This window comes from Chryseobacterium mulctrae (genome assembly GCF_006175945.1).
Taxonomy (GTDB): Bacteria; Bacteroidota; Bacteroidia; order Flavobacteriales; family Weeksellaceae; genus Chryseobacterium; species Chryseobacterium mulctrae.
In genome coordinates, this window is sequence record NZ_VAJL01000001.1 from 1149824 (window position 1) to 1175868 (window position 26045).

Sequence of the window (26045 nt, forward strand, 5' to 3'; positions counted from 1 at the left end):
CTGTGGGAATAAAAATTATCTCAAAACTTTTTCAGAATCCAAACTTAGGTTAAGTAAGGTCTGAAAAGCCTCTCCCATTTCATCAGAAGCTCTGCTGATTGCATTTTCAAGCATATTTCTTATTTGAAGTTCCGTTACTTTTGCTTCAGTCCAGCTTTTTCCGGAGGTGTAAGAATTAAGAATGAAAGGCATAATTCTGTCGATGGCGCAAGCAAAAATGGCATCGGGAGTTTGTTCTTCTTCAAATTCAAGCCAAAGATTAAAAAATTCTGAACGGATCGGCTCGTCTAAAATTCCGAAAATATTTTGGGCAGATTGTTTTTCTCTTTCAAATTTCCCAACCATCGCTGCTTCGTCAAAAAGAAAAGTATCACCTGCTTCAATTTCAACCAAATCATGAATTGACAGCATTCTGATGACTCTCAACAAATCTATATCGGCTCTGTTTTTGGCGTAAGGAAAAAGAATTTGGGCTAAAATAATAATCTGCCACGAATGTTCGGCCGTGTTTTCTCTTCTGGAATCATCTGCATTATAATTTCTTCTCTGCACATTTTTTAATGCGTCTACTGCGAGGATAAAATCAATTTCTTTCTGTATTTTCATTTTCTTCTTTAAAATATCGTTCTCTAGGATAGATTGTCGTTTTTGCAAACCACTTATAATCTATAAATTCTCTTTTTACGGTTGTCACTTTTTTAGGATCTCTCGTGTCTTCTTCAAATTCTAATACTTTTAATAATCCTCTCTCGGGAACCAATAAATATTCTGAGGTAAGATTCCAGCAACATCCATTTTTTTGATAAGCAATAATTCGCTGACGTTCAGAATCTGTTTTAAACATTCCGGAATTCGAACGGACAAGATTTGTCAATTCATCATTCAACGCAAACTGCTGTTTAGAATTATCATTCAAATATACTTCATAAAAAGGACTTTGATGATTGGTATTTCCGTTTCTAATGGCAAGATCTTCCGCTCCATCAAAATTAAAATCATCAAAAACGACCGAATTTTTCAACGAATCAAAAACAGGTTTTTGGTTTTCATTTAAATCTAAATAAAAATCACTTGAAGAGAAACTTTGATATTTCTTCATTGTATTTTTATCGTAAAGATCAAATGTTGCTTTCCCACTACATTTCCTTTCAGTACACGTCACCATGTTGACAACAACATTAAAACTTTTGGAAACATTGGCTAACTCAAAATAATTTTGCGCACTACAAAGTCCTCCTAAAAGAACGAATGTCATTAGAAATTTCTTGTAATTCATGGTTGGTAGTTTTTATAATTTTTCAAATTAAAACCCGAAAAATCTATAACAAATATAAAAATTTAAGCTCAAATATTCAGTTTATTTCTAATATTTAATAATAGCACAAAATCATGAATAAAAATTATTAACCTGATTTTCAGTTATTTAAAATTATTTTAAAAATAATTCCACTACTTTGTATTGCATATTACCATTTTAATTACATATCTTTGTAATGTAAAATCGGAATAGGTTCAACTAGCTAGGAACCGAAAACTGAAAATTATATAACTAATTAACAAAACCTATTAAAGATGAATACCGAAAATACCAAAGCGCAAATGCGAAAAGGGATTCTGGAATTCTGTATTTTAAGCCTTATCAACAATCGCGAAATGTATGTTTCTGATTTAATAGATGAGCTGAAAAAAGGAAAACTGGATGTAGTGGAAGGAACCCTCTACCCTCTTTTAACAAGATTGAAAAATGGAGAATTTCTTTCCTACAGATGGGAAGAATCTACAGGAGGACCTCCCAGAAAATATTACCAAATTACAGAAAAAGGCAAAACGTTTTTATCTGAACTTCAAATCACCTGGAAAGAATTAACAGATTCTGTAAACCAAATCACTCAAAAACTTTAAAAACAAAAGCTATGAACAAGACACTCTCAATAGGACTCGCAGGTTTTTCTTTCACTATAGAAGAACACGCATACATAAAGCTTAGCGATTATCTGAATGCTCTGAGAAGCTCTTTGGATATTTCTGAAGCTGATGAGGTAATTCACGATATAGAAATCAGAATGGTTGAAATCTTCAGAGATTCTTTAGGAAAACGCGAAGTAATCAACGACGGTGATGTAGAAAGAGTAATTGCACAGATTGGTACTCCTGAAAAAATAGAAGAACAAGAAGAAGCATATTATTCTGAGAAAAATACAAAATCGAATAAGAATAATTCTACAGGAACAACTTACACAGACAAAAGACAATTGTTCCGTGATCCTGAGAAACAAAAAATTGCAGGGGTTTGCGCAGGTTTAGCAGCATATTCCGGAATGGAAATTTCTTGGATGAGATTAATCTGGGTAGGTGCATTTTTATTCTTATGGGTTGCACCGGGATCATCTTTCCTCGTAATCATTTTATACTTTATTCTTTGGGCAGTTTTACCAAAAGCAGAATCTGCATCAGATTTTCTTAAGATGAAAGGTAAACCTTTAAATTTTGATAATCTAAAAGAAGAATCAAGCAAAATTGTACAGTTTGCCAACGAAACAAGTACAAGAGCCGGTGAAATTTTCACCGAAAACAAACCTTACATCAATAACGCAGGAAGCGGAGTTTGGAATGTTTTAAAATATATTATCGGTGCATTCTTTGCTTTGATGGCAGTAGGAAGCATTATAGGAGTATTTGTGGTATTCGGACTTTTTGGAATTGATTCAAATTTTCCGGGAGCTAATGAAATGAAATTCTATTTCGATGACGACGGATTGTATAGTGTTTTAGCAGCAATTATCATTGTAGGATCTTTAATTCCGGCTATTCTATTCAGTTTATTGAGTATTAAAATCTTCTCGCCAAAAACTAAGTTGAGAAATATCGGTTGGGTTTTAGGAGCATTATTTATCTCTTTAATGGGTTTAGGCGCTTACTTTGGAGTAAGTATGGCAAAAAGGGACATGCTGTTTAAAGGTCATAAAGAAGATGTGGAAGAAGTTGCCATCAATACAACTTCAGACACCATCTATGTTGATATGAAAAACGTAACGATTCCTCAGAATTTTACAGCATACGACGACGATCTTTATTCTGATAAAAACTCTGTTTTCCAAAAAGACTGGATTCACGTAGATGTTACAAGAAAAACGGATATCAAGACTCCTTATTTAATTATAAAGAAAGAAGCAAAAGGTTATAATTATCCTTTAAACGTAAGCGTTCCTGTAGAAATTGTAGGTAATAAAGTTATTCTTCCAAACTACATAAAATATCCTTACGATCACCGTTTCAGAGATTACAGCATCGATTATGAGTTGGTAATTCCTCAAAACACTATTGTAATTCCTGTGAAAAAAGATCAGATTAATTTTGATGGTGACACTGATGGAAACGGAATCAACGATAATGATGAATCTGATGATAACGAAAACGGAAATATCAGCATTGAAAAAAACAAAATCTCTATCAACGGTTCTACTATAGAATACAGTTCGAATGATAAAGACAGTGTAATTATCAATGGAGTAAAAGTTTCTGAGAAAGATGCAAAGAAGAAAATTGATTCTATCAAAAACATCATCAAGCAAAACGAAAACGAAATAAAAAGCATTGAAATCAAAGACGGAGACAGCAAAGTTTCTATAAAAACCAAATAATTCAAACCTCAGAGAGTGACGGAAGGTGTGGACGTAAGACAACCGTTTGAAATTCACACTCTTCTACTCTCAGAAACAGACAAATATTTTTCAAAAAAAAGTATTTTATGTCATAAAAAAGTTTTATATTCGTATATTCAAATTCCATAAAAAACAAACACAAAAAAATTTAAGCCATGGTACAAGTAGTTTTAGAAATTGCAGTGAAAATCGCAGATTTAATTAGCAGTTTGTTTTAAGAGCGACAATATTTCAATATATTTGTAAAGTATAACCAAAGTTTGGTTATACTTTTTTGTTTTAAATATAAAATACATGAAAAAACTGATAGGTAGTTTAATGCTAAAAATTCTGGGCTGGAAAGTAGTTCTGCAGGGCGATGTCAACAATCTCGATCGTTGTATTCTCGTTGTAGCGCCACACACTCACAATATGGAATATCTATTAGGAAATTTAGCCTATTGGAAATTAGGAAAAAAACTTAAAATCATCATTAAAGACGCTCATACTAAAGCTTGGTACGGTGCAGTAGTAAGGGGTTTAGGCGGAATCGGTATTGACAGAAGCCAAAAGAACGATCTTATTAATTTCGTGGCGAATGAGTTTAAAAAAGAAGATTTCAGCTTGGTGATTACACCGGAAGGGACAAGAAGCTGGGTTCCGAAATGGAGAAAAGGCTTTTACCACATGGCTTTAGCGGCTAAAGTTCCTATTGTTTTGGCAGCTGGTGATTTTAAAAGAAACATTGTTTATTTAGGCTATCAAATTCCTTACGAAAGATTGGAAACGGCAAGTTTTGCTGAAGTAATGAAGGAAATTCAGGATTATTATATTAAAAACGATATCGGTCCAAAAATTCCGGCCAACTGGAATCCTGACATTATGGGGAACGATGCTGAAGTTAGGAGTTAGGAGTTAGGAGTTAGGAGTTAGGAGTTAGGAGTTAGGAGTTAGGAGTTAGGAGCAAAATTACTTTTTACTTTTTACTTTTTACTTTTTACTTTTTACTTAAAAAATTAATCATTACCAATTACTTATTACCCATAAAAAATGTACATTAAAGATAAAACGAAAGAAGAGATATTAGAATTCATCAACAACTGGGGTGAAGAAACTTTTGCGAAAACGATTGGTATTCATTTTATCGATATTGATATTGAAAACGAAACGCTGACTGCAACAATGCCTGTTACACCAAACATCCATCAACCTTTTGGGATTATGCATGGTGGAGCAAGTTGTGTTTTAGCAGAAACAATGGGCTCTAGCCTTTCTAATATTTTCATTGACGGAAGCAAATATTTTGGCGTAGGAACCAACATTAATTCTAACCACTTAAGAAGTAAAAAAGACGGAATTGTAACTGCAGTCGCACGATTTATCAGAAAAGGAAAAACAATGCATGTTTCTGAGATTGAAATTCGTGACGAAAAAGGTCAATTGATTAATCATACAACGATGACAAACAATATTATCAACCGATAAGAATTTTCAACAAAATAAATTAAAGGCTCAAATTTTTGAGTCTTTTTTATTATGTTACAACAAAATTTTTAGATTTTCATTTATTATGTAATTGAAAAACATAAATTTACATATTATGAAAAAACATTTAATTATTCTGTTATATTCCGTATTATTCATTATAACTTCATGTCGTAATGATGATGAAAACATTGAGAATAAAAATCAAATTAACTTTCAATTGATTGGAAAAGGAAATTTGATAGGAAATTACGTTAATTCTCAAAACACCATTATTACAAACTCTATACAATGGAATAATTTTCTTAATCAAATAGACAGCACAACTTATCAAACTTCTGCTAGTTTTATCACAACTTATATTGATTTTAACGAATTTATAGTTATCGTTGTAGTAGATGAAACCTATCCAAGCGGTGGACAACACTCAATCGAGATTACGAAAATGGAAGAATACCCTAAGTATATTACTATCAATGTAGAAAAATCGTTAAAGGGAAACGTCACATCTTTTATCACTCAGCCTTATCATATTGTGAAAATTCCTAAAACCGCTAAATCTTTAATATTTAATTAAAACCTCCTGCAACCTTTTTATTTTTTTTCATCTTATATAAAGAAACCCTTAAATTTATACATCATGAAAAAACATTTACTTCTTTTACTATGTTCCATCTTTTTTATAACGATTTCCTGTAGCGATAATCAGGATAATGATGAACAATTGGAGAGCAAAAACCAAATTAATTTTCAGTTAATTGGAAAAGGAAACTTTGTGGGAAATTACGCTGCTCAACAAAATACGGTGATTACAACCTCAACGCAATGGAATAATTTTTTAGATCAAATAGACAGCCCAAACAATCATTCTTCGGCAGGTTTTACAGAAACCAATATCGATTTTAATCAGTTTATGGTTATCATCGTTATTGATGCAGTTTATCCAAATGGCGGACATTCCGTTGATATAATGACCGTTGATGAAAATCCGCAAAATATTGAGATTGATGTTGAAAAATTACTTCAGGGAAACGTAACAACAGTTGTCACCCAACCTTATCACATCGTGAAAATACCTAAAATTCAAAAACTTGTGATATTTAATTAAAATCTACTGCAACCTTTTTACATTTCCACATCTTTAAAGAAAAGAATGACCATGAGAAACTTAATTTTACCTTTTATTTTATTATTGACCTTTGTATTTTCTTGCACATCAAATGATATTGATGAGGGACTTGGACAAAAAACCACATCATATGATGTATATGTCGCAGGGTCGGAAAATAATAAAGCTTCATTTTGGAAAAACAATGTTTTAAACAATTTAGCAGGAGGCGATAATTTAAATGCTGAAAAAATAATTGTAGAGAACAACAACACTTATATTTTAGGAAATAGCAATGGGGTTAACCCAAACTACTATTTTTGGAAAAATAATACCAAAGAAGACTTACGTGTATATTTAGGAATTCCTACACTTTCACCTTATCAAATTTTAGATATGGCAATCGATAATGGAGATAATTATTTTATAGGATATTATGACACTTTTTCGCCTATAGCTCCTTTGAGATATGAGTTTTGCATTTGGAAAAATGGTGTAAAAACAGTTCTTAATACATCAAATAATATCATTTATAGAACATCAAAAATTAATATTTTCAATCATCAAACATATGTTTCTGCAATCACAAATAATATATCAAGCAGCTTTCAATCGGGATATTACATTGGGACAACTTTTCATTCTATCCCTAATATAAGCTGGGTTTGTAATTTTAGTCAAAATTCAATGGGCATCAACTTTCTTTATATAAAAAGTGGCTTATATTACTACAGAAATTTAACTACAAATATTGAAACACTTGTAAGTAATAATAATTACCCAAACCTATTCGAAGGAAAGATAATTAGTGAAACAAATTCTTCAGATTTATATATTGCAGGTTCTTTACACTTAGGAAACAGTTATTTCAAAAACAATATTCAAACAGTATTCCCTATCGATCCTACATATTCACGTATTAAAGATATGTTTGTTCTTGATAATAACCTATATACAATCAAGCATCAAATAACACCTAACTCAAGTAAAGTTTATATTAATAATATTGAAACACAAAACATTACTAATACATCAACGTCAACCAATAATACGTTCAATTCAATTTACGTAGTTCAAAACTAAAAAATGTCAAAAACAAAACTCAACTGGCAAAAAATTTATCTCGACCATTCCCCAAAACTTTTGGGGATTTGTCGCAGATATATCGCAGATCTTCAAAATGCCGAAGATATTGTGCAGGACAGTTTTATAATGGCAATTCAGAAAAACCATCAGTTGAAAGACGAAAAAGCAGTTTTCGGCTGGCTGAAGAAAATTGTTATCAATAATGCTTTACAATCTATCCGAAAAACAAGTAAAGAGACCTTTATCACCACCGAACCATCAGAAATCCCAGATAATACATTGACCGAAATGACACCATCCGTAATTGATGAAAAAAAACACATTTTCGCTTACGATTTTACGAAAGAAGAGCTTTTACAATCTATTGACAGCTTACCTTCTCATCATAAATCGGTTTTCAATTTATATTATATCGAAAATTATTCACACGCAGAAATATCAAGTTTGCTGGAAATCCCGGTCAATACCTCAAAATCTCATTTGATGAGAGCTAAAAAATCAGTGCAAAATTATTTAATGACTCATTTCGTTAACAATGAAACTCCGAAAAACAAAACAGCACAACTTTTAGTTTTCTTCGGATTGGGTGGGTTGTTGTGGGCTCAAAATTTTCAAAGTAAATTTTCAGATTTTGCCATCTCACCATCAAAAAATTTCGAAATTCCTTCTGATATTAGTTTAAACACTATTTCGTTTTCATCAACCCAGAACTACTGGAGACAGAAAGCAATCATAGGAACTACTTTCTTCATCATTATTGTTGGATCTATTCTATTTTTCAGTCCTAAAAACTCTTTAAGTAAAACATTTAATTTAAATATTTCTAAACCAAAATCAGTAGAAAATATTGTAACAAGTAACCAATACAAACCAAATATTGCTGAAGAGTCATCTTCCAGTGAAGGTTTAAAAAATATAAAAACTGATCAGAAATCAAATTTAGAAATCAATAAAGATTTAAAATCTGAAAATCGTTCCGTTAAAACAAAAAACTTAGTATCTTCAAAACCTATTACAAAAAAAGACACTACCGAAAACGTTTCTCATAAAGTGATTGTTGTGAAAAAAATCATTCAGAGAGACACCGTTTTTATAGAAAGATAAAACTAAATCAATCATGCTTTTAAGAAAAATAATTTTATTTTTTTCTGTCATATTCATTACTTCTGCTTTTGCTCAACGCAAAAAAACAGATACCATTTATGTTTATGAGAAAGTAATTGTGTACGATACTATTTATCTTGAAAAATCAATAAAATTAAAACCCGCAAATCTTCTGCTTTCTTCTTTAAAAATTCAGGAAGAAGAAATTAAAGAAATCAATCGAGACATTGACAAAAAAGAACTTGAAGAACAAATAAAAAAACTAAAAATAAAAAGGTTTCAATACGGAATTCAAGCCGGACTAGGTTTCAAAAAAGCAAGTTGGTCAGAAAGTCTGTCAGATAAAAATCAACAATTTGGGCAAAATTTTGGAATATGGATCTCTAAAAGTATTATTAATCCAAATTTTTCATTAATGCTTTCCGCAAATGTTCATCATTGGAGTTCTACGTTTGATCTCGATACCAATAAAGAAGAAACTTATCTTGACGGTTTTTATTTTTCTGAAGACGATCAACCACTACTCTTTCAAAGATTTAACAATAAACATTTTGAATATGTTTTGCAGTTAAAAGCAATCTACGAATGGAAAAACCTGCGACCTTTTGTTGGATTTTTAGCCAATAAAAACAATTACAAAATGCAATTTTTGGTTCCTGAAAATAATGTTCTGAATAAATTGGACGATTTTAAAAGCAATCAAGTCAATTTCGGGTTTTCTTTAGGTCTACAATATCGAATATTCAGCCGATTTTTGATTGATGTGGAATATCAACATTATAAAATCAAGAATCTTTCCTTAAAAAACTCTTCATTTGATTTTGACATTTTTAAGACTAATAATACCTTTGCTGAAAGAAAAATCAGTTTAGGAATTTCTTATTTTATTTCTAGGTAATGGTTTTCTGAAAGATTCAACATTATGATCTATTTCAAATTTCCTTTTGACGAGAAACTCTATTTTACAGACGAAAATTCTAACATAAATTCAATCAATTTCCATTCTTTTAATAATATTGAAAAAATTGATATTGCCGGAAATGTTATTGAAAAAGACCTTTCGGAATTTGAAAATTTAAAGATTAGCTCAACAATTTTACCCGAAGATGAAACTCAGTTTATTACAGAAACTCAAGAAGAATATTTGCAAAAACTGGAAGAAGTAATTGAAATTATCAACGAAAACAACCTCCCGAAACTGGTACTTTCAAGAAGAAAAATTTTCAATGATTTTGTTGAAATAGATTTAAAAGAAAGCTTCAACAACCTTTGCAGAAATTATCCTAATGCATTCATATATCTTTTTTTCGATGGTGAAACCTCATGGATGGGAGCTTTTTCTGAAGTTTTAGGAAAATTCAACAAATCGACTCACGAGTTTGAAACAATGAGCATCGCCGGAACAATTCCTGTGTCTGAAGAATGGACTGAAAAAGAGATTGAAGAACAGAAACCTGTTTCGTCTTACATCAGAAATATTTTGGCAAAATTTGTCAATCTGAGCGAAGTCGAAGAGTCGGAAACTTACGATCATATTTCGGGAAATATCAAACATTTAAAAACCGATTTTAAAATAAAAATCAATCCTGAAGATTTAGATTCTATTATTCAGGAACTTCATCCCACTCCTGCAGTTTGCGGAATTCCTAAAGATTTTTGCAGAGAAGTCATCGAAAAGGTTGAAAAATTCCCACGAGAATTGTACGCTGGTTATATTAAAATTGAGACAGAAGATTACATTCAGTATTTCGTGAATTTACGCTGCGCAAGATTATATAAAAATTCAGTTCATCTCTTTGTTGGAGGAGGAATTACCGCTCAAAGCAACCCCAAAAAAGAATGGAATGAAACTGAGCTTAAGTCTGAAGCTGTCTTGAAAAATCTAGTTATTTCTTAAATCATATTTTAATAGAATTCTATGATTTCCAAGCAAAAATAAAAATGCAGGCGATTTTGAAACATATTTATAATGCATATTAACATACAAAAGCCTCAACAATTTGAGGCTTTCATTTATTTAATTTCTTTAGCAATCATTATTTTTTCATTGATGATATTGTTCCACAATAAACCAAGTGGAGCAGTATAATATTCATTTGATGAAACTTTAGGTTTTAACCTGAAGTAGAAATCATAAGAGCCACCGACAATACCCTTTTCCGGTATATATAGAAAGCGATCTATACCCCTGTGTTCGTTATATCCATCATGAGCCCACCATCCATCAAACGTCCAGAATTTAAAAGCTTTATTTCCTTTCACAGAAATTTCTTTAGATAAATAATTTCTATAGCTATAAGGTATATCAACTTTTCTTGTAAAATCATTTTCTCTTATATCCATTAAGAAATCTTGATTGGGCACTTGTTTTTTAAAGCTTGCCTCCATTTGCTTGATAGTAACTTTCGGTTCTTCTGTATTAATTGTTCCATAAGTAGAAATAATAGGAAATTTCAAATTTGCTATAGAGAAAAACTCAGTTAAACAGATTTTTGAAACATAATAATTTCCATTTTCTTTCTTTATCAATTTATATTGTAGTGTTTTGTTTTCTGGAATATTATTTAATTTCCAGTCACTTACCATATTGATAATTTTACTTTTAGAAAAAATCTTATCTTTTATATTATCATAGTTAATTATTTCCCAATTACTTCCTCTTTCATTTGTTTTTGGAAGTATCTTTTCGTCTAAATCTGGTAATATGGATAGTAGCAAAATACTATTTTCGGAAATAAAAACATTATATATATTAATATCCTTTTTAATAGTATAGATGTCTTCCGTTTCTAAGGTAAATCGATTTACTTTAAATTGAGACTTTAAATCATCCTCCCAAAAATACTCTTGACAAAAAAATAGATTAGGTATTAACAATATTATTAAAATTTGTATTTTCATATTTATTGACATTTTGTTCCGTGGTAATTACCTAAAGATGTATCTCTTTCGTTTGTATTTAATGTTGATTGTTCAGATGTTAATGTTGCAATACCATATCGAGACATTGCTACAGCTACATTTTGTGGTAGATCTGGATTGTAAGCAGAAACAATACTTTGAAGTGTCGTTAAAAATGGCATTAGTTGTTGATGCCCATCTATATATGTATATGTATTTATTATAGTTCCATTTGGAGCGTAATCATAGCCTTCAATAATATTTGGATATTGTTGGTGAAAAAGCACATTTCCTAACCTAAATCTTTCATAATCCAAAAAGGCATGTATAACTTCGTGAAACATTGTTACCAAGATATATTCTTTTGTTGCATTTAATAACATTTGATCATTTAAATAAATAGTTGCTTTAAAACTATTAAATTCACTACTTGATGAAGCATAAGTTATACCGTCGAGATGCCCTAATCCACTTTTTGCCTTAAAAATTATATTATAATCTTCATTATTAGCAAAAATTTGTTTCATAGATGCAGAAATGATATTTTTTAAATCAGGGAGTTCTTTAACAAGATCTTGTGCACAAGGATAGCCTTGAAGATTATCAATAATATCCTGATTTGGGCTTTCTAATTCTTCTTCCTCACCGCCGCCACCGCCTTCCATGCCGTCTGTATAAACATCAAGATGGTCTACGTATGGTTTACCTCCTGTGTAAGAATATTTACAGACATTGACTATAGAAGTTACCAGTACCATTTCATCACCATTCATATAAGAACCGCTAATGACACTACGTTTAGTGCAAGACCATGTATACCCTCCTCCTTTGGCAGAGATGTTTTCGTTGAGCTTCTCGTCCTTTTGTGGCTGCAGCTTATCATGATTACGGTTATACATTACAACATCAAAAAACGCTAAGGCTTCATCGTCTTTGGTAAAGCTGTAAAAAGCTTCTTTATTCTGTCGCTGTACCCTCACCTGATTGTTTTGTACTAAAGGCACAAACAATTGTTCTCTTTTAAAGCCCATTGTCATCGTATACTCCCAAACCGGGGTCCCATGTTCGGTAACAAATTTCTGCTGATGCTCTTTCGTAGACATAATGCTTTTTTGAAAGTGGTCGTAGATTCTTTTCGTAAACAGGGTATCTTCTTTCCAGAGAGATTTTGAGATGATTTCCTGTTTAGAATTATTTTCAAATAAAAAATATAGGATTAGAAATAAAAGCCTCCGAAGAGGCTTTATATTACTGCTTAGTAAATATCAAACCTTTAGTATGTGGCAGATAAACTTTTGTATCTGTACTTGATGGGCAGGTTTCTTCATCTAAAATTGTATTATAAGGATAATAATCCCAAGAAATCTGTGTAGTATTGAGTTTTTTAAGGTTTATTTGTCCCCAGCCAACACCACAGTTGGTACCATCATAACCTAATGCAACTTGTCCTAATTCTGGCATAGTTCCCATACTTAAAATATTAAAATTGCTTTGAGCACTTAAATTCATACTCTGTGTATTCTGAAGAATTATTCCCGAAGAGTTCTTAACAATATATCTTATTGACAAGACATCCCGATAAAAGTTTTTATTCATTAGTTTTGACGGTTTATTTTCTTCTTTTGTAATAAATAAAGTAATCTCATTTCCTTTATAAGTTGCTTTGTAAGTTCCTATATAAGGGGGGAATTCATTATCTAAGTCTTTTACATAAGCATTTGTAGGAATGTCTTTCAGTAAAGTATTTAAAGGAAGCTGCTGTGCTTTGCAAGAAACGGCATTTATAGTTAATACTAATACTAGTGTTATTTTAAAAAAAGTTGCTTTCATATTATTCATTTTTAAATTTTATGGACATGGTGTAGCATTTGTAGTGCCATTGCTATTCAGTGTTATATTTTGTACTGTTCCATTTTCATCGATCCTTTGCAAATTTACTTTTCCTTCCATACCCATATCAAGTAAGGTATCAAAAAATAATTTTTCCAATCCACTACCATTCAATGGGCCATATTGATAATTTGCATAGTTAAGGTCTTGAGATAATTGATTTTTATTATATTCATAAGTTCTTTTTAAATTATTCTTATCCCAATTCGTTTGATAGATATACTTCACTAATTCCTCCGAATTTCCGGAAAATCTTATTATATAATTATGATATTTATAGCCACCAGGGCAGGTATTGCATTCTTCAGAGCCCACCATACCCAAAAAACCATTGCTTAGATCATCAATAGGCTGAGCCAAAGCATAGTGAAGCATTTTTAAAATATCGGCAGGGGAAAACATTTTTGGTCCATCAGGGGTATGATTATGATAAACGCCTTGCTTACCTGCAGTGCTTCCCACTTTTACCATGTGTTCGTCGCCATCTATAATACCAGATATGGTACCATCATTGTTTGCTTCAAACGCTTTTTCCCCATAGCCAGGTTGCCCCTCTTTAATTTTAGATTGCTCTTTCAGATCACTTGTTTTAGTTTGTACAGCAGGATCTGCCAATATTGCTTTTGCTTTATCGCAAGGGTTTTCTTCATTCTGCTCCTCTTCTCCCTCATCACCACCGCCGCCGCCTTCCATACCGTCGGTATACACCTCAAGATGGTCTACGCGTGGTTTTCCTGTAGTGTAAGAGTACTTGCAGACATCCATAAATGAAGTCTCCATTACCATTACATCACCATCCATATGATAGCCTGTAATGACACTGCGTTTGGTACACGTCCAGGTAGCACTTCCTTTAGAATAAATATTTTGGTTGAACTTTTCGTCCTTTTGTGGTTGCAGCTTATAAAGATTGCGGTTGTACATTACGATATCAAAAAACCTTAAGGCTTCATCGTCTTTTGTAAAGCTGTAAAAAGCTTTTTTATCCTGTCGCTGTACCCTCATCACCCCAATTACCTGATTGTTTTGTACTAAAGGTACAAACAATTGGTTTCTTTTAAAGCCCATTGTCATAGCATATTCCCAGACCGGTGTTCCGTGCTCTGCAAAGAAGTTCCTTTGGTCTGCTTCTGTAGGTGTAAAGCTTTTTTGAAAGTGATCATAGATTCTTTTGATGAATAGCGTATCTTCTTTCCAGAGAGATTTTGATATGATTTCCTGTTTTTGGTTTTCAGCCGAAGAATAGAAGTCTTCATTGGTGCAGGAATAGAGAGACAGTACTACTGTCATCATCAGGCAGAGCCTGAGTAATAATTTTTTCTTCATAATTATTATGTGTTTTTAAAGGGTTAAATATATTTTTTTTTTCTGAGTAACAAAAATGTGAAATAAATTACTGCGTTGCAATTCCAAACGGAATAAAATACCATTCCGTTTGGAATAATATGTTTCTCGTAAAAAGTTTATCTTTACCTCTGTAAAAAAACAGTATGAATAAGAATATAGGCTACAAAATAAAAGAACTCAGAGAGCAGAAGAATATTTCTCAGGAAAATCTGGCATTTCAGCTGGATGTTTCGCAAAGCTACCTCAGCAAAATAGAAAACGGAACCATCGAAAAACTAGATTTCTTATTTATGCAGAAAGTGGCAGAGTTCTTCAAAGTAGAACCTCAATACTTTATGGATGATCAGATATTTCAGAATATTGTGGATAATAATCACAGTTCTGCGTTCGGAAATCCATATAGTACCATAACAATCAACAATACAGTTACAGATGATTTGGTAAAAAGTCTGGTTCAGAATCAGGAGCAGATATCTCAGCTGATGGAGATGCAGAACAGACTGATAGAGCAGCTTTTAAAGAAATAAAACTTCGGGTTGTAGTTCTTTTAAAAAATACTTAAAATTCATGCGGGTGATTTGTAAGATTCATGCGGATGAATTGCTAAAATCATGCGGGTGAATTCTCAGGTTTACCTGTATGATTTTTTTTAGATAAAAAGCAAAGACTGTATTTTCTTTTTTTTAAGGTGTTTTTTACTATTGATTTTTTTTATACATTCGTGATATAAAATACAATATGTTTAACTTAAAATGAAAAAAAATGCCAATTACATTTAATGTTATCTCCAGAAAAAATCCACTAAAGCCTAACGATCCCGAAAAATACTACGCCGATTTTGTAGGTAACGGGCAAACCACTCTTGCAGATCTTGCCAAGTACGCTTCCACGGTTTCTACCGTATCAAAAGCAGATATTCTTGCCGTACTAGAAAGCACATTTTCTAAAATTGCAGATGATGTAGCCGATGGAAAAATTGTTTATGTAGGTGAATATTTTACCTTACAGGCAGGTGGCTCCAGTGAAGGAAAAGAGACTGCAGATGAAGTAAATGCATCAAGCATCAAAAGCGTAAGGACATTATTCCGACCGGGAAAAATGATTAAAGATGCACTGAAGCTTGCTACCTTTCAAAAGAAAGGGTAAAACCAGAATTAAGAATTTAAAAATCAAAAAAACCTCTTTCACAACGAAAGAGGTTTTATATTTTATGTACAAAGAATTTACTTCTTTGCGCCTATTTTACTCCAAGTATTCAGGATGAAAAGTAAACCAACACCCAACAATCCGCAAGCGATTGAAATTAAAAATTTAACATTATCTTCAGATGTGATATCTGAATTCCAGTCGATTGCATACGTATTGATAGCGATGATTACGACAAATACGATTAAAAATACTTTATAAAACTTCTGCATGATCTAAAAATTTATATAATTCTGCACCAGCTGAGCAAAATTTGCGGTAAATAATTTAATTGAAATTGCCAGTAGAATAATACCGAAAACTTTCTGAAGAATTGCCAAAGACGCCTCTCCCATTTTTTTCTCAATCCACTTCGCAGATTTCAGCACCAAATATACGAAAATTGTATTGAGAATGATCCCACAAATAATGTTAATATCATGAAACTCTGCTCTTAAAGATAAAGTAGTCGTTAAAGTTCCCGCTCCTGCAACCAAAGGAAATGCAATCGGAACAATCGAGGCAGATTTTGCTTCGGTTGTTTTGTTGATTTCAATTCCCAAAATCATTTCAAGCGCAATGATAAAAATTACAAAAGCACCTGCAATGGCAAATGAATTAACGTCTACGCCAATAAATTTTAAGATCTTATTTCCTACAAAAAGAAAGACAATCATAATCAATCCGGCAGTAATTGATGCTCTTCCTGCTTCAATCTGTCCGAATTTCTGTTGCAGGCTTACCACAATCGGAACTGAACCGATGATGTCGATGACCGCAAAAAGTACCATGAAACTGGTAATTACTTCTTTAAAAGAGAAACTGTTGAAAACCTCCATTTCTTACGATTATTAATTTCGCAAAAATATAAATAAAAAATGATTATTTACTAATAAGAGAATATAATTTAACAATATCTTTTAACAGTTCGTTTAAAAAATCTTCTGAAGTGATTGGAGAATACTTCTCAATCTGAACTTTTTGCAATAATTCTTGATAGTTTTCAGCAACAGATCTGCCGTTTTGTCTTTCAAGAAATACTTTAAAATCTTCCTTAGAGCTTTGGAAATACTGGCTTCTTACATCAGCATCCATTTCTTCAAAGGTTTCAAAAAATTTAGGATAATCTCCGGAAACTTTCAGATTTTCAAGGTAAGCAAAATAATCATTGATATCAGTTTTTAAACTTTCTCTTATCTCTTTTTCTGTTTCAGCAACAGATCCTAAAGGTTTTGGACTTGGCTTTTCCTTAATTATATTTTGTTTTTTTTGCCAATATTTAAACACCATATAAGCGATAAACAAGCCAATTAATATAGCGATATTCACAAAAAGCACATTCCAGTTGAATTTACTTTTTTCTTTTACTTTAAATGAAGTGGTTTTCAAAACCGGACTATCAACTGTTTCAAGCAACGTATTGGTATAGTCATTTACTTTTTCCACTGTTGATCTTGCTTCTAAAACCTGATCATGTGAAAAAGCAGTTAAGCCCAATTTTTCCTGTCCAAGATTTACATATTCTTTTTCCGCAGGATTGAAAAAAGCAAAAGCTTCAGTTTTCACAACCAGTTCACCCGCTTTCTTAGGAATTAAAATATATTTAGCTAAAATTTCCCCTTTCATACCTGTAAGACCAGGATTTACATGAGAAGTAATCTTTGGTGCAAAGATTTCATAATCGGGAGATTCTTCAATTTTCGGAAGACTCATATCCGCAAGATTCCCTTCTCCTGAAACTTTTACGGTAACATTTACAGGTTTTTTGGCTTCAATTTTTTCTTTTGGTGAACAGTAAATATCCACTTTAAATTTACCTACTGCATCTTTAAAAGATTCCGGTGAACCTTCAGGAAGTTTTTTTACATTAAGCCTTACTTTATTGGAAGCTATTTTATTTTTAGTGGAAAAAGTATTTACCGAAGCAGAAACCGATGGAACTTCTACATACCCCGATTCGTTGGGAAATACCATAAAAACAGCCAAAACCTGCGATGCCATATTGGCGTAACCGGAAGGATCAATCTCTGATCTTTTTAAACTGACTGCATGCACATTGATATTTTCCTGCTGTGGAAGTCGTACATTCTTTACTTTTCGAAGATTGTCGATATTTCTTGAGTAAACACGTAGGATAGCAATGGTAGGCTGATCCTGATAAACTTCACGATCTTCAATTTCCATATTCAGATAAACGTCGTTAGCAATATTGGCTATTGGTTTTTTCTCAATATCTTTTATGAAAATATCAAAAGGTTCGGTTTTATAAATTTTGTTGTTAACATTTACCAGAACTGAACCAATTCTTACTTTTCCTTTTTGTTTAGGTTCAAGAGCGATTCTGGTAATGTACTGATCGATTGCCGTATTGGTTTCGGCATCATTAACAATCTGATTGAATGATCCGCTACCTATCATATTAAATTTCGACAAATCCGGAAGCATGATTTTACTTTTCTGCTCCAGATTGTTTCCATTCAGTTCTAAAACAATGGTAAGATTTACGATTTCTCTACCGTTGTAATCTGTTTTATCAGATTTCATCGACAGTTGTACCTGTCCGTAAGAAATTACAGATATAAGGGTAAATATTGCGTAAATAAATTTTTGTTTCATCACCAATCTTTCTCGTTGCTTTGCGGCTTTGAATAAGATTTTTCGTCTAAAATTCTTTTGGCAGTTTTTCTTTCTCTGCCATTAATACTGTCCAGGATCGCTTTTTCAAGCTCTTTGGGAAGTTTGCCTTCGCCGCCTTTCCCTTTGGGTTTATTATCCTCACCTTTATTTTGTTGAGGACCGTTGCCCTGCTCCTGTTTTTGATTTTTAGAATCTCCTTTCTCTCCTTTGTTTTTATCTTGTCCGCCTCCGTTTTTACCGGAGCCTTGGTCTTTCTTGCTGTTGTTCCTTTCTTTTTCCTTCTGCTTCAGCTTAGCAATCTCGTAGTTTTTTCTCGTCGCCTCGTTATAAGGATCCTGTTTCAGAGATTGCTTGTAATAATCAGCGGCTTTATCCGGCTGATTCATCTGCATCATTGTATTTCCCAAATTATGAAGCGTTGCCGCTTTATCCGGTAAAGTCTGAGAAAGTTTTTCAGCTTTTGCATACTCCTCTTTCGCATCCTGATACAGTTTTCTTTTATACAAAGCGTTTCCTAAATTGTAATGTGCCGTAAAATCACCTGAATTTGATTTTATAGCTTCCATATACTTTGAAGAAGCGCCATCATAATCATTAGCATTAAATTTTTGATTGCCTTCAAAGACCAAAGTCTTATAACTTTCCTGCCCAAATACTGCACCTGAGAACGAAAAAGCAAATATTAACGCTAAAAATACAATTTTAGTATTCATCCCTTGCAAAATTATCCCTTTATATGTTAAGAAACAGCGTCTTATTTGTTAAAATTGGGTTAAAGTATTTAATTAAAAACAGATTTCTTTTAAATATTAAAATCTCTTTTAGGAATAAATAAGAAAATCATTAAAAAGAAGAATATCGAAACGCCTAGAAAGTACTGATAATAATGATTTGCATTTTGAGAATTGACTGTGGTAACAGTATCTGAAACCGTTCTGTTGATATCGTCAGCAATTCTTTTAGGGGCATCATTCATATTGTTTCCGTCGATGTAAGCTCCGCCTGTAGATTCTGCCATTTTTTTAAGGGCTCCGGTTTGTCTTTTAGAAATAACAGTTTCTCCATTCTGATCAAATTTATACCCGATAAGCTGACCATTACTATAAACCGGAACAGGTGCTCCTTCATCAGTTCCCACTCCTACAGAAGTAATAGCGATTCCTTCTTTGTTTGCCAGTCTTATTGCAGCATTGTCATTCCCTTCATTATCTTCACCATCACTTATCAAAACTACTTTTCTTGAACCTTTATTTATATTTTTAAATTTAGTCGCTGTAGTTTCCATTGCTGAAAGAAAATCCGTCCCTTGAATGGTGATATTATCTGTAGTCAAATCTGTAATATAATTTTCAACTGAGCTGTAATCTGTTGTTAATGGCATGATAGAAACTGCTTCACCTGCAAAAATTACGATCCCTATTTTATCATTTTTCAGTTCATGCATTGTATTGATGATCAAATTTTTAGCCTGGGTAAGCCGATCTGGATTAATATCTTCTGCATTCATAGAGTTAGAAACATCCAATACAAACATTACGTTATTCATCTTTTGCTTGGTCTCTATTTTTTCTGCTCCACTTAAAAGGTCAATAATTGAGAATATCAAAAAAAGTGTTGCCAAAAAATAAAGTGCAGGAAATATTTTTATAAATCCTGAATTCTTTTCAAACAAACTTTCATGAAATTTTGATTCTGCAAACAATTCTCTTTTTCTTTTTTTCCAACGCAGATAACTTATCAGAAAAAATGATAAAAGCGGCAGAAGCAGCAATAACAAAAGATACCAGTTATTTCCTAAATACCAATCCATCAGCTTAAAAATTTATAAAGTACCCAACGTAAAAAAGCATCAAAAACCAGCATTCCTAAAGCTATCCAAAGAAAAAGCTTAAAATGCTCATCATAATTATACAGCTTAGAAATATTGATATCCGTTTTTTCTAATTTATTGATCTCAGCGTAAATCTCCTGCAATCTGTTTTCAGAATCTGCTCTGTAATATTTACCGTCTGTAGTTGCAGCAATCTCTTGCAGCATATTTTCATCAATAGAAACTTCTTGTTCATTATAGAAATATCCAAACTCATCATAGGTATAAGGCGTCAAAGCATAACCATTAGTTCCTATCCCAATAGAATACACCTTAATATGATTATCTTTCGCAAGAATAGCAGCAATTTCTGGAGGGAAAAGATTTCTTACGGGACTGTTTACTCCGTCGGTCATCAAAATAATTATTTTGCTTTTTGCTTTACTTTTCATTAAATGATTCACAGCAACGGCTAATCCGTCTCCTACCGAAGTTCCGTCTGCCATTTCACGCTGATTCATGTTTATTATTTCATCTTTTACAGCATCATGATCAAACGTTAATGGTACTTTCAGAAAAGCTTCCATCTTATATTTCACCACGCCAAATCGGTCATTAGGTCGTTTATCGATAAAATCAACCGCAATTTTTTTCAATACTTCATAGCGATCCGGGTCAAAGTCTTTCGACAACATACTCAACGAAACATCTACAGCCAACATAATATCAATTCCTTTTGTTTCATCTCTGTCCTGAGAAACCGAAAAAGTTCTCGGTCTTGCCATGGCAATAATCAAAGCAGAAAGAATGATATATTTTGAAATTTTCAATAAGAAAAGCACCGGCAAAATACCATTACTGCTGTTCATATTTTTGGTAGTGGGAACCTTAATTCCTTTTCTTTTTTTCTGACTTAAATCTCTAAATAAAAGCGGAATAAACAGCAAAAACAAAAGAAAAAACCACGGACTGTAAAATTCAAAATCAAACATCTTTTCTCAGGTTTTCAAATTCTAAATCCTTGGAAGAGCGCTGTACAAAGTCTCTTATTTCAGCAAAATCTTTTTCCATCAGCTTTTCGTCAGGGAATGTTTTGGCAAATTTCACCAAATCTCCTCTTAAGAAAACATCTTCTACAATTTTTTCGTTCTCCTGAGAAATCGTATTATTTTCTTTCATTAAAACAATTAAATCATCCGTCAATAAAATATCTGCAGGAATTCGGTATTGTTTCGTGATAAATTTTCTGGAAATATCAATCAGTTCAACATAAAAAGAACGGTAATCTCCGTCTTCAATGTATTTTTTCTTTTTTAATGAATCTAATTCTTTTAAAGTCTGGTTTGTTGCAACAACAGGCGAATCTTTACTTCGTCTTCCGTATTTTACAAACATGATAATCGCAAAAATTAAACATATAAAAGCGATTGCCGCCAAAACATACCATTTATAAAGTTGCCAGTAATCGGTTACTTCCAAATCAACTTCCTTATTGCTCATAATGTCATTAATCTGGTCTTCTTTCATTGCAGTATTGATGATCTCAATTTCATAAGGAATTGTTTTTAAAAGCTTGTCTCCCACTTTAAATTCAAGCTCCGGAATTTTAAAAACTCCTACTTCATAAACAGCAAATTCTATTTTTCTTTCATACGTATTGGCGTTGATATTGATGCTGTCTGAAATTTCTTCAAAATGAAAAGGCAATAATTCATCTTTTGGCGCTGTAATTACTGCACGACTTTTAAGATTATCTATTTTTATAACCAAGTGATTAACTTCTCCCAAAGCAAGTGTCGTTTTCTCCAGTTTAGAAGAAAGCAGCTGTGCAAAAGAATTTACACAGATAAAAAATGAGAGTAATAAGAATATTTTTTTCAATTTAAATACTAAATTTTGGCTAAAGCCTATTTTCTATTTTATCATGTAAAGCGGACTAAAGTCCGCTCCTATTGAATATTTTATTTTTTCTGGAAATAATTATATAACATTTTTGAATAATCTTCTCCGGTATTGATGTTCAGAAATTGGGCTGAAGAATTGGCAAAATCTTCTTCAAGATTTCTCTGTTTCTGTTTTTGTGCCTCAGCAAATGTATATCGCCATCTTGCACTCGAAGTATTTGCCCAAACCTGATTTCCTGTTTCAGCATCGTACAGCAAAGTATAACCTACATCCGGAATTTCATTATCTTTTTCATCGTAAATTCTCATTCCCAAAAGCTGATGCTTTCTAGAAGCCACTCTCAGAATTTTAGAATCGTAATCATCCTCAAAATCTGAAAGCAAAAACACAAGAGACTTTCTTTTAAAAATCCCCATCATATATTCTAAAGCTTTATCGATTTTTGATTCTGCAGGAACATATTCAGCCGTTAAAATATGACTGATCATTGATAAAACATGCTTCCTTCCTTTCTGTGGCGGAATTACTTTGTATACTTTGTCTGCAAATAAAATTAATCCCACTTTATCATTATTTCCCGCTGCAGAAAATCCTAAACTTGCAGCAATTTCTGCAACATATTCTCTTTTCAGCTGAGTTTTTGTACCGTAATCCATTGATGCGGAAATATCAACCAAGATCATCATGGTCAGTTCTCTTTCCTCTTCCATTACTTTAACGAAAGGTTCACGGAAACGGGCTGTTTTATTCCAATCGATTCTACGGATCTCATCTCCGAATTGATAAGGGCGAACTTCAGAAAACGTCATTCCCTGCCCTTTAAAAGCACTGTGATATTGCCCCATCAAAGTCGCTTCCGTTTTCCTTCTGGTACGGATCTCTATTTGCTTGACTTTTTTTACAATATCTTTTATTTGCATGGTTTCAAATGTAACAATGTATCAGTTTATCAATGTAACAATCTCAAAATTGATAAACTGTTACATTGTTAAATTGCTACATTAATTAAGGTGCTTGAATTTTCGCTAAAATCCTGTTTACAATTTCTTCGGAAGTAATTTCTTCGGCTTCTGCTTCAAAAGTAAGCCCGATTCTGTGTCTTAAAACATCTTGTGCTAAAGCTTTTACATCTTCAGGAATTACAAAAGCTCTTCCTTTCAAAAACGCATACGCTCTTGAAGCAATTGCTAAGTTGATTGACGCTCTTGGAGACGCTCCGAAACTGATGTAATTTTTCAGTTCAGAAAGTCCATATTTTTCAGGATAACGGGTTGCAAAAACCATATCCAGGATATATTTTTCAATCTTTTCGTCTAAATAAATTTGATTGACAATTGCTTTTGCTTCAACAATATTTTGTAATGAAATCACCTGTTTAATTTCAGGTTGATGCGAAGTAGAAACCATTCTCATCACCTTTCTTTCATCTTCAAATTCAGGATAATCGATTTTACATTTCAGCATAAAACGATCGCTTTGCGCTTCAGGCAAAAGATAAGTTCCTTCCTGATCAATCGGGTTTTGAGTGGCTAAGACCAAGAAAGGTTTCGGTAACGGCATGGTTTCGTCACCAATGGTTACCTGTTTTTCCTGCATTACTTCCAAAAGAGCCGACTGCACTTTTGCCGGAGCTCGGTTAATCTCATCTGCCAAAACAAAATTCGCAAAAACGGGACCTTTTTTTATCGAAAAGTCATTCTCCTTGATGTTGTAAATCATCGTTCCCACCACATCTGCAGGAAGCAGATCGGGTGTAAACTGAATTCTTGAAAACTCACCGTGAACGGCTTCTGCCAAAGTCTTTATAGCTAAAGTTTTTGCCAAACCTGGAACACCTTCCAGCAAAACGTGACCATTTCCTAAAAGACCTATCAAAAGTCGATCAATCATGTAATGTTGACCAATAATCGCTTTATTGATTTCCTGCCTCAGAAGATTAAAAAAATAATTTTGTTCTTTAACCTTTTCGGTCAATTGACGGATGTCTTCTGCTTGATATGAATCTGACATTAGTTTGGATTAAAATAATGGGTAAATTTCTGATAAATACTTGCACTAATCAACACAATTAATGCCATATTTGAGTTAAAGTTTGTTAAATGTTCTTCCTTAAATGTAAGGTTAATAATCGGTCTTTTAATAAATTTATCTCAACAAAATCACTTATTTCATAAAAATCTATAAATTTTTGTTCATTGCTTCGGTCAAGAATTGTCATTTTCAGTTTATTAAACTATTTTTGACGATTAAAATATTGTAAAATGAATTATCATTTTCAAGCTCACCGACAGGTTAGAAAAAACCTTTTAGATATTCTGCAGGATACTTCTCACGAAGATCTTTTATTAATCCCTGATGGTTTTAATAACAATATCTATTGGAATATTGCGCATACCGTTGCCACACAGCAATTGCTGCATTATTACCTGAGTGGAAATCCTTTCAGAATTGATAAATACTGGATTGAAACGTACAAAAAAGGAACTTTACCGAATCTGAATGTTCAAAAATCTGAAGTAGAAGATTTAGAATTTTTACTCACTGAAACTTCAAAAACTTTGATGAAAGATTTCGACAGTGATTTCTTTTCAGATTACACACCATACACTACAAGTTTTGGGATGGATCTGAAGAGTATTCAAGATGCAATTATTTTTAACAACATGCACGAAAGTCTGCACTACGGCTATGCAATGGCGCAGAAAAGAGCAATTTTAGGAGAAAAGTACTAAGGTTCAAGGTTTGAAGTTCAAAGTTTAAGGTTATGGCGACAATCAGCAGATTTGAAGATTTGGAGATATGGAAATTATCCAGAATTTTATGCGCTGAGATTTTTGAAATTATTGAAACTACGAATCTTAAAAATAACTTTAGACTAAGCAATCAGATTGACGGCTCATCAGGTTCAATCATGGATAATATTGCTGAAGGATTTGAAAGAAATGGAAATAAAGAATTTATCAACTTCCTTTCAATTGCTAAAGCATCCTGTGGAGAAACCAGATCGCAATTATACAGAGTATTTGACAGGAATTTTATAACTCCTGAAAAATTTGAAAATTTAAAAGAACAGACAGAAATACTGAGCAGAAAAATAGGCTCATTTATTAATTATTTAAAGAATACAGACTTGAAAGGGACAAAGTTTAAATAACAAATCTATTTTAACATTGAACTTTAAACCTTAAACGTTGAACTATACATATGAAAGACGATTTTATTTTTGGGCTTCGTCCCGTATTGGAAGCTATTGAAGCTGGAAAAACTATTGACAAAATTTTTGTACAAAATGCATTGCAGGGAGAGATCTATGCTGAACTGAAAGCTATTTTAGCAAAAAATAAAATACGTCCCAATTACGTTCCTGTAGAAAAACTTAACCGTTTTACAAGAAAAAACCACCAAGGTGTAGTGGCTTTTATTTCTGATGTTCCGTTTCACAGAATTGAAAATATTGTTCCTGAATTATTTGAAGAAGGTAAAACGCCATTCATTTTAATTTTAGACAGATTAACCGATGTAAGAAACTTTGGTGCGATTTGTAGGACTGCAGAATGTGTAGGAATTGATGCTATTGTAATTCCTGAAAAAGGAGGTGCGCCTGTAAATTCTGATGCGATAAAAACTTCAGCCGGAGCGATGTACAATATCAAAATTTGTAAAGAACCGAACTTAGCTCACGTTGTAGATTTCTTACAGCAAAGCGGAATCGCCGTATTTTCGGCAACTGAAAAGGCACAAAAATTGATATACGACGTTGATTTTACTGCGCCTTGCGCCATTGTAATGGGGAATGAAGAGACCGGAATTTCTAAAGAAGTACTACATCATTCAGATGAAAAAATAAAGCTTCCGATAGAAGGAAAAACACAGTCTCTGAACGTTTCTGTAGCTTGTGGAGCTATTTTATATGAAGCAATGAGACAGAAAATCACAAAAATTTAAT

The 26045-nt window shown here is 32.5% G+C and carries 30 protein-coding genes; 15 read left to right on the forward strand and 15 right to left on the reverse strand.

Annotated features, from left to right (window positions below; translation table 11 throughout):
• Window positions 1-15: 15 nt before the first annotated feature.
• A complete protein-coding gene (locus FDY99_RS05035) occupies window positions 16-606 on the reverse strand; it encodes an HD domain-containing protein (protein ID WP_074229814.1) in 591 nt (196 codons plus the stop codon).
• On the reverse strand, window positions 584-1276 hold the full coding sequence (locus FDY99_RS05040) for an XAC2610-related protein (protein ID WP_139419682.1): 693 nt from the start codon (window positions 1274-1276) through the stop codon (window positions 584-586). Before FDY99_RS05040 ends, FDY99_RS05035 begins: the two co-directional genes overlap by 23 nt.
• A gap of 296 nt (window positions 1277-1572) precedes the next feature.
• Here FDY99_RS05040 and FDY99_RS05045 point away from each other — a divergent pair, with 296 nt between their 5' ends.
• The 10 genes from FDY99_RS05045 (at window position 1573) to FDY99_RS05090 (ending at window position 10321) form a co-directional block, all read left to right on the forward strand.
• Window positions 1573-1902 carry a PadR family transcriptional regulator gene (locus tag FDY99_RS05045; RefSeq protein WP_066681456.1) on the forward strand — a complete coding sequence of 110 codons (330 nt, stop codon included), beginning with the start codon at window positions 1573-1575 and terminating at the stop codon, window positions 1900-1902.
• Window positions 1903-1913: 11 nt separating this feature from the next.
• Window positions 1914-3641, forward strand: coding sequence for a PspC domain-containing protein (locus tag FDY99_RS05050; RefSeq protein ID WP_139419684.1), 1728 nt, complete (start codon window positions 1914-1916; stop codon window positions 3639-3641).
• Between the two features lie 315 nt (window positions 3642-3956).
• On the forward strand, window positions 3957-4553 hold the full coding sequence (locus FDY99_RS05055) for a 1-acyl-sn-glycerol-3-phosphate acyltransferase (protein ID WP_102978335.1): 597 nt from the start codon (window positions 3957-3959) through the stop codon (window positions 4551-4553).
• Between the two features lie 144 nt (window positions 4554-4697).
• On the forward strand, window positions 4698-5126 hold the full coding sequence (locus FDY99_RS05060; protein ID WP_079464287.1) for a PaaI family thioesterase: 429 nt from the start codon (window positions 4698-4700) through the stop codon (window positions 5124-5126).
• A gap of 115 nt (window positions 5127-5241) precedes the next feature.
• Window positions 5242-5703, forward strand: a complete 462-nt coding sequence (locus FDY99_RS05065) for a protease complex subunit PrcB family protein (RefSeq protein ID WP_139419686.1) — start codon at window positions 5242-5244, stop codon at window positions 5701-5703.
• 63 nt (window positions 5704-5766) lie between these two features.
• A complete protein-coding gene (locus FDY99_RS05070; RefSeq protein WP_139419688.1) occupies window positions 5767-6234 on the forward strand; it encodes a protease complex subunit PrcB family protein in 468 nt (155 codons plus the stop codon).
• 51 nt (window positions 6235-6285) lie between these two features.
• Entirely contained in the window at window positions 6286-7317 is a 1032-nt protein-coding gene (locus FDY99_RS05075; protein WP_139419690.1) for a hypothetical protein, read from the forward strand.
• A gap of 3 nt (window positions 7318-7320) precedes the next feature.
• Window positions 7321-8424, forward strand: a complete 1104-nt coding sequence (locus FDY99_RS05080) for a sigma-70 family RNA polymerase sigma factor (protein ID WP_139419692.1) — start codon at window positions 7321-7323, stop codon at window positions 8422-8424.
• Between the two features lie 13 nt (window positions 8425-8437).
• Window positions 8438-9322: an outer membrane beta-barrel protein gene (locus FDY99_RS05085; RefSeq protein WP_139419694.1), complete on the forward strand. Its 885-nt coding sequence runs from the start codon at window positions 8438-8440 to the stop codon at window positions 9320-9322.
• A gap of 24 nt (window positions 9323-9346) precedes the next feature.
• Entirely contained in the window at window positions 9347-10321 is a 975-nt protein-coding gene (locus FDY99_RS05090) for a chorismate-binding protein (protein ID WP_139419696.1), read from the forward strand.
• Window positions 10322-10437: 116 nt separating this feature from the next.
• On the opposite strand, the gene FDY99_RS05095 is transcribed toward FDY99_RS05090, so the two are convergent.
• The 4 genes from FDY99_RS05095 to FDY99_RS05110 form a co-directional block, all read right to left on the reverse strand.
• On the reverse strand, window positions 10438-11325 hold the full coding sequence (locus FDY99_RS05095; RefSeq protein WP_228448740.1) for a hypothetical protein: 888 nt from the start codon (window positions 11323-11325) through the stop codon (window positions 10438-10440).
• Between the two features lie 2 nt (window positions 11326-11327).
• Window positions 11328-12428, reverse strand: a complete 1101-nt coding sequence (locus tag FDY99_RS05100; protein WP_139419698.1) for a hypothetical protein — start codon at window positions 12426-12428, stop codon at window positions 11328-11330.
• A gap of 145 nt (window positions 12429-12573) precedes the next feature.
• Window positions 12574-13155, reverse strand: a complete 582-nt coding sequence (locus FDY99_RS05105) for a DUF6705 family protein (protein WP_139419699.1) — start codon at window positions 13153-13155, stop codon at window positions 12574-12576.
• A gap of 18 nt (window positions 13156-13173) precedes the next feature.
• Window positions 13174-14541 carry a hypothetical protein gene (locus FDY99_RS05110; protein ID WP_139419701.1) on the reverse strand — a complete coding sequence of 456 codons (1368 nt, stop codon included), beginning with the start codon at window positions 14539-14541 and terminating at the stop codon, window positions 13174-13176.
• A gap of 164 nt (window positions 14542-14705) precedes the next feature.
• Between FDY99_RS05110 and FDY99_RS05115 the strand changes: the two genes are divergently transcribed.
• Window positions 14706-15089: a helix-turn-helix domain-containing protein gene (locus tag FDY99_RS05115; RefSeq protein WP_139419703.1), complete on the forward strand. Its 384-nt coding sequence runs from the start codon at window positions 14706-14708 to the stop codon at window positions 15087-15089.
• Between the two features lie 235 nt (window positions 15090-15324).
• Window positions 15325-15708, forward strand: coding sequence for an HU family DNA-binding protein (locus FDY99_RS05120; protein WP_139419705.1), 384 nt, complete (start codon window positions 15325-15327; stop codon window positions 15706-15708).
• A gap of 77 nt (window positions 15709-15785) precedes the next feature.
• On the opposite strand, the gene FDY99_RS05125 is transcribed toward FDY99_RS05120, so the two are convergent.
• The 9 genes from FDY99_RS05125 to FDY99_RS05165 form a co-directional block, all read right to left on the reverse strand.
• Complete coding sequence (locus tag FDY99_RS05125) at window positions 15786-15980, reverse strand: hypothetical protein (protein ID WP_066681436.1); 195 nt, start codon at window positions 15978-15980, stop codon at window positions 15786-15788.
• A gap of 3 nt (window positions 15981-15983) precedes the next feature.
• A complete protein-coding gene (locus tag FDY99_RS05130) occupies window positions 15984-16586 on the reverse strand; it encodes a MarC family protein (protein WP_074229825.1) in 603 nt (200 codons plus the stop codon).
• A 43-nt stretch (window positions 16587-16629) separates the two neighbouring features.
• Complete coding sequence (locus tag FDY99_RS05135) at window positions 16630-18363, reverse strand: BatD family protein (protein ID WP_139419707.1); 1734 nt, start codon at window positions 18361-18363, stop codon at window positions 16630-16632.
• A complete protein-coding gene (locus FDY99_RS05140) occupies window positions 18363-19097 on the reverse strand; it encodes a tetratricopeptide repeat protein (RefSeq protein ID WP_102978328.1) in 735 nt (244 codons plus the stop codon). Before FDY99_RS05140 ends, FDY99_RS05135 begins: the two co-directional genes overlap by 1 nt.
• A gap of 89 nt (window positions 19098-19186) precedes the next feature.
• The gene (locus FDY99_RS05145) at window positions 19187-20194 is read right to left on the reverse strand and encodes a vWA domain-containing protein (protein WP_139419709.1); all 1008 of its coding nucleotides are present in this window, start codon (window positions 20192-20194) and stop codon (window positions 19187-19189) included.
• Window positions 20194-21186: a VWA domain-containing protein gene (locus FDY99_RS05150; protein ID WP_139419711.1), complete on the reverse strand. Its 993-nt coding sequence runs from the start codon at window positions 21184-21186 to the stop codon at window positions 20194-20196. Before FDY99_RS05150 ends, FDY99_RS05145 begins: the two co-directional genes overlap by 1 nt.
• Window positions 21179-22075 (reverse strand): BatD family protein, encoded by an 897-nt coding sequence (locus tag FDY99_RS05155; protein ID WP_139419713.1) that lies wholly within the window; start codon window positions 22073-22075, stop codon window positions 21179-21181. The genes FDY99_RS05150 and FDY99_RS05155 overlap by 8 nt, the downstream gene beginning before the upstream one ends.
• 80 nt (window positions 22076-22155) lie before the next feature.
• Complete coding sequence (locus FDY99_RS05160; RefSeq protein ID WP_139419715.1) at window positions 22156-23019, reverse strand: DUF58 domain-containing protein; 864 nt, start codon at window positions 23017-23019, stop codon at window positions 22156-22158.
• 85 nt (window positions 23020-23104) lie between these two features.
• Window positions 23105-24109, reverse strand: coding sequence for an AAA family ATPase (locus FDY99_RS05165; RefSeq protein WP_074229832.1), 1005 nt, complete (start codon window positions 24107-24109; stop codon window positions 23105-23107).
• Window positions 24110-24360: 251 nt separating this feature from the next.
• Between FDY99_RS05165 and FDY99_RS05170 the strand changes: the two genes are divergently transcribed.
• From FDY99_RS05170 to rlmB, 3 genes are read left to right on the forward strand one after another with little or no spacing between them, the layout of a single operon-like run.
• The gene (locus FDY99_RS05170) at window positions 24361-24831 is read left to right on the forward strand and encodes a DinB family protein (protein ID WP_139419717.1); all 471 of its coding nucleotides are present in this window, start codon (window positions 24361-24363) and stop codon (window positions 24829-24831) included.
• 32 nt (window positions 24832-24863) lie between these two features.
• On the forward strand, window positions 24864-25253 hold the full coding sequence (locus FDY99_RS05175) for a four helix bundle protein (protein ID WP_139419719.1): 390 nt from the start codon (window positions 24864-24866) through the stop codon (window positions 25251-25253).
• 50 nt (window positions 25254-25303) lie between these two features.
• Window positions 25304-26044 carry a 23S rRNA (guanosine(2251)-2'-O)-methyltransferase RlmB gene (gene rlmB / locus FDY99_RS05180; RefSeq protein ID WP_066681467.1) on the forward strand — a complete coding sequence of 247 codons (741 nt, stop codon included), beginning with the start codon at window positions 25304-25306 and terminating at the stop codon, window positions 26042-26044.
• Window position 26045 lies beyond the last annotated feature (1 nt).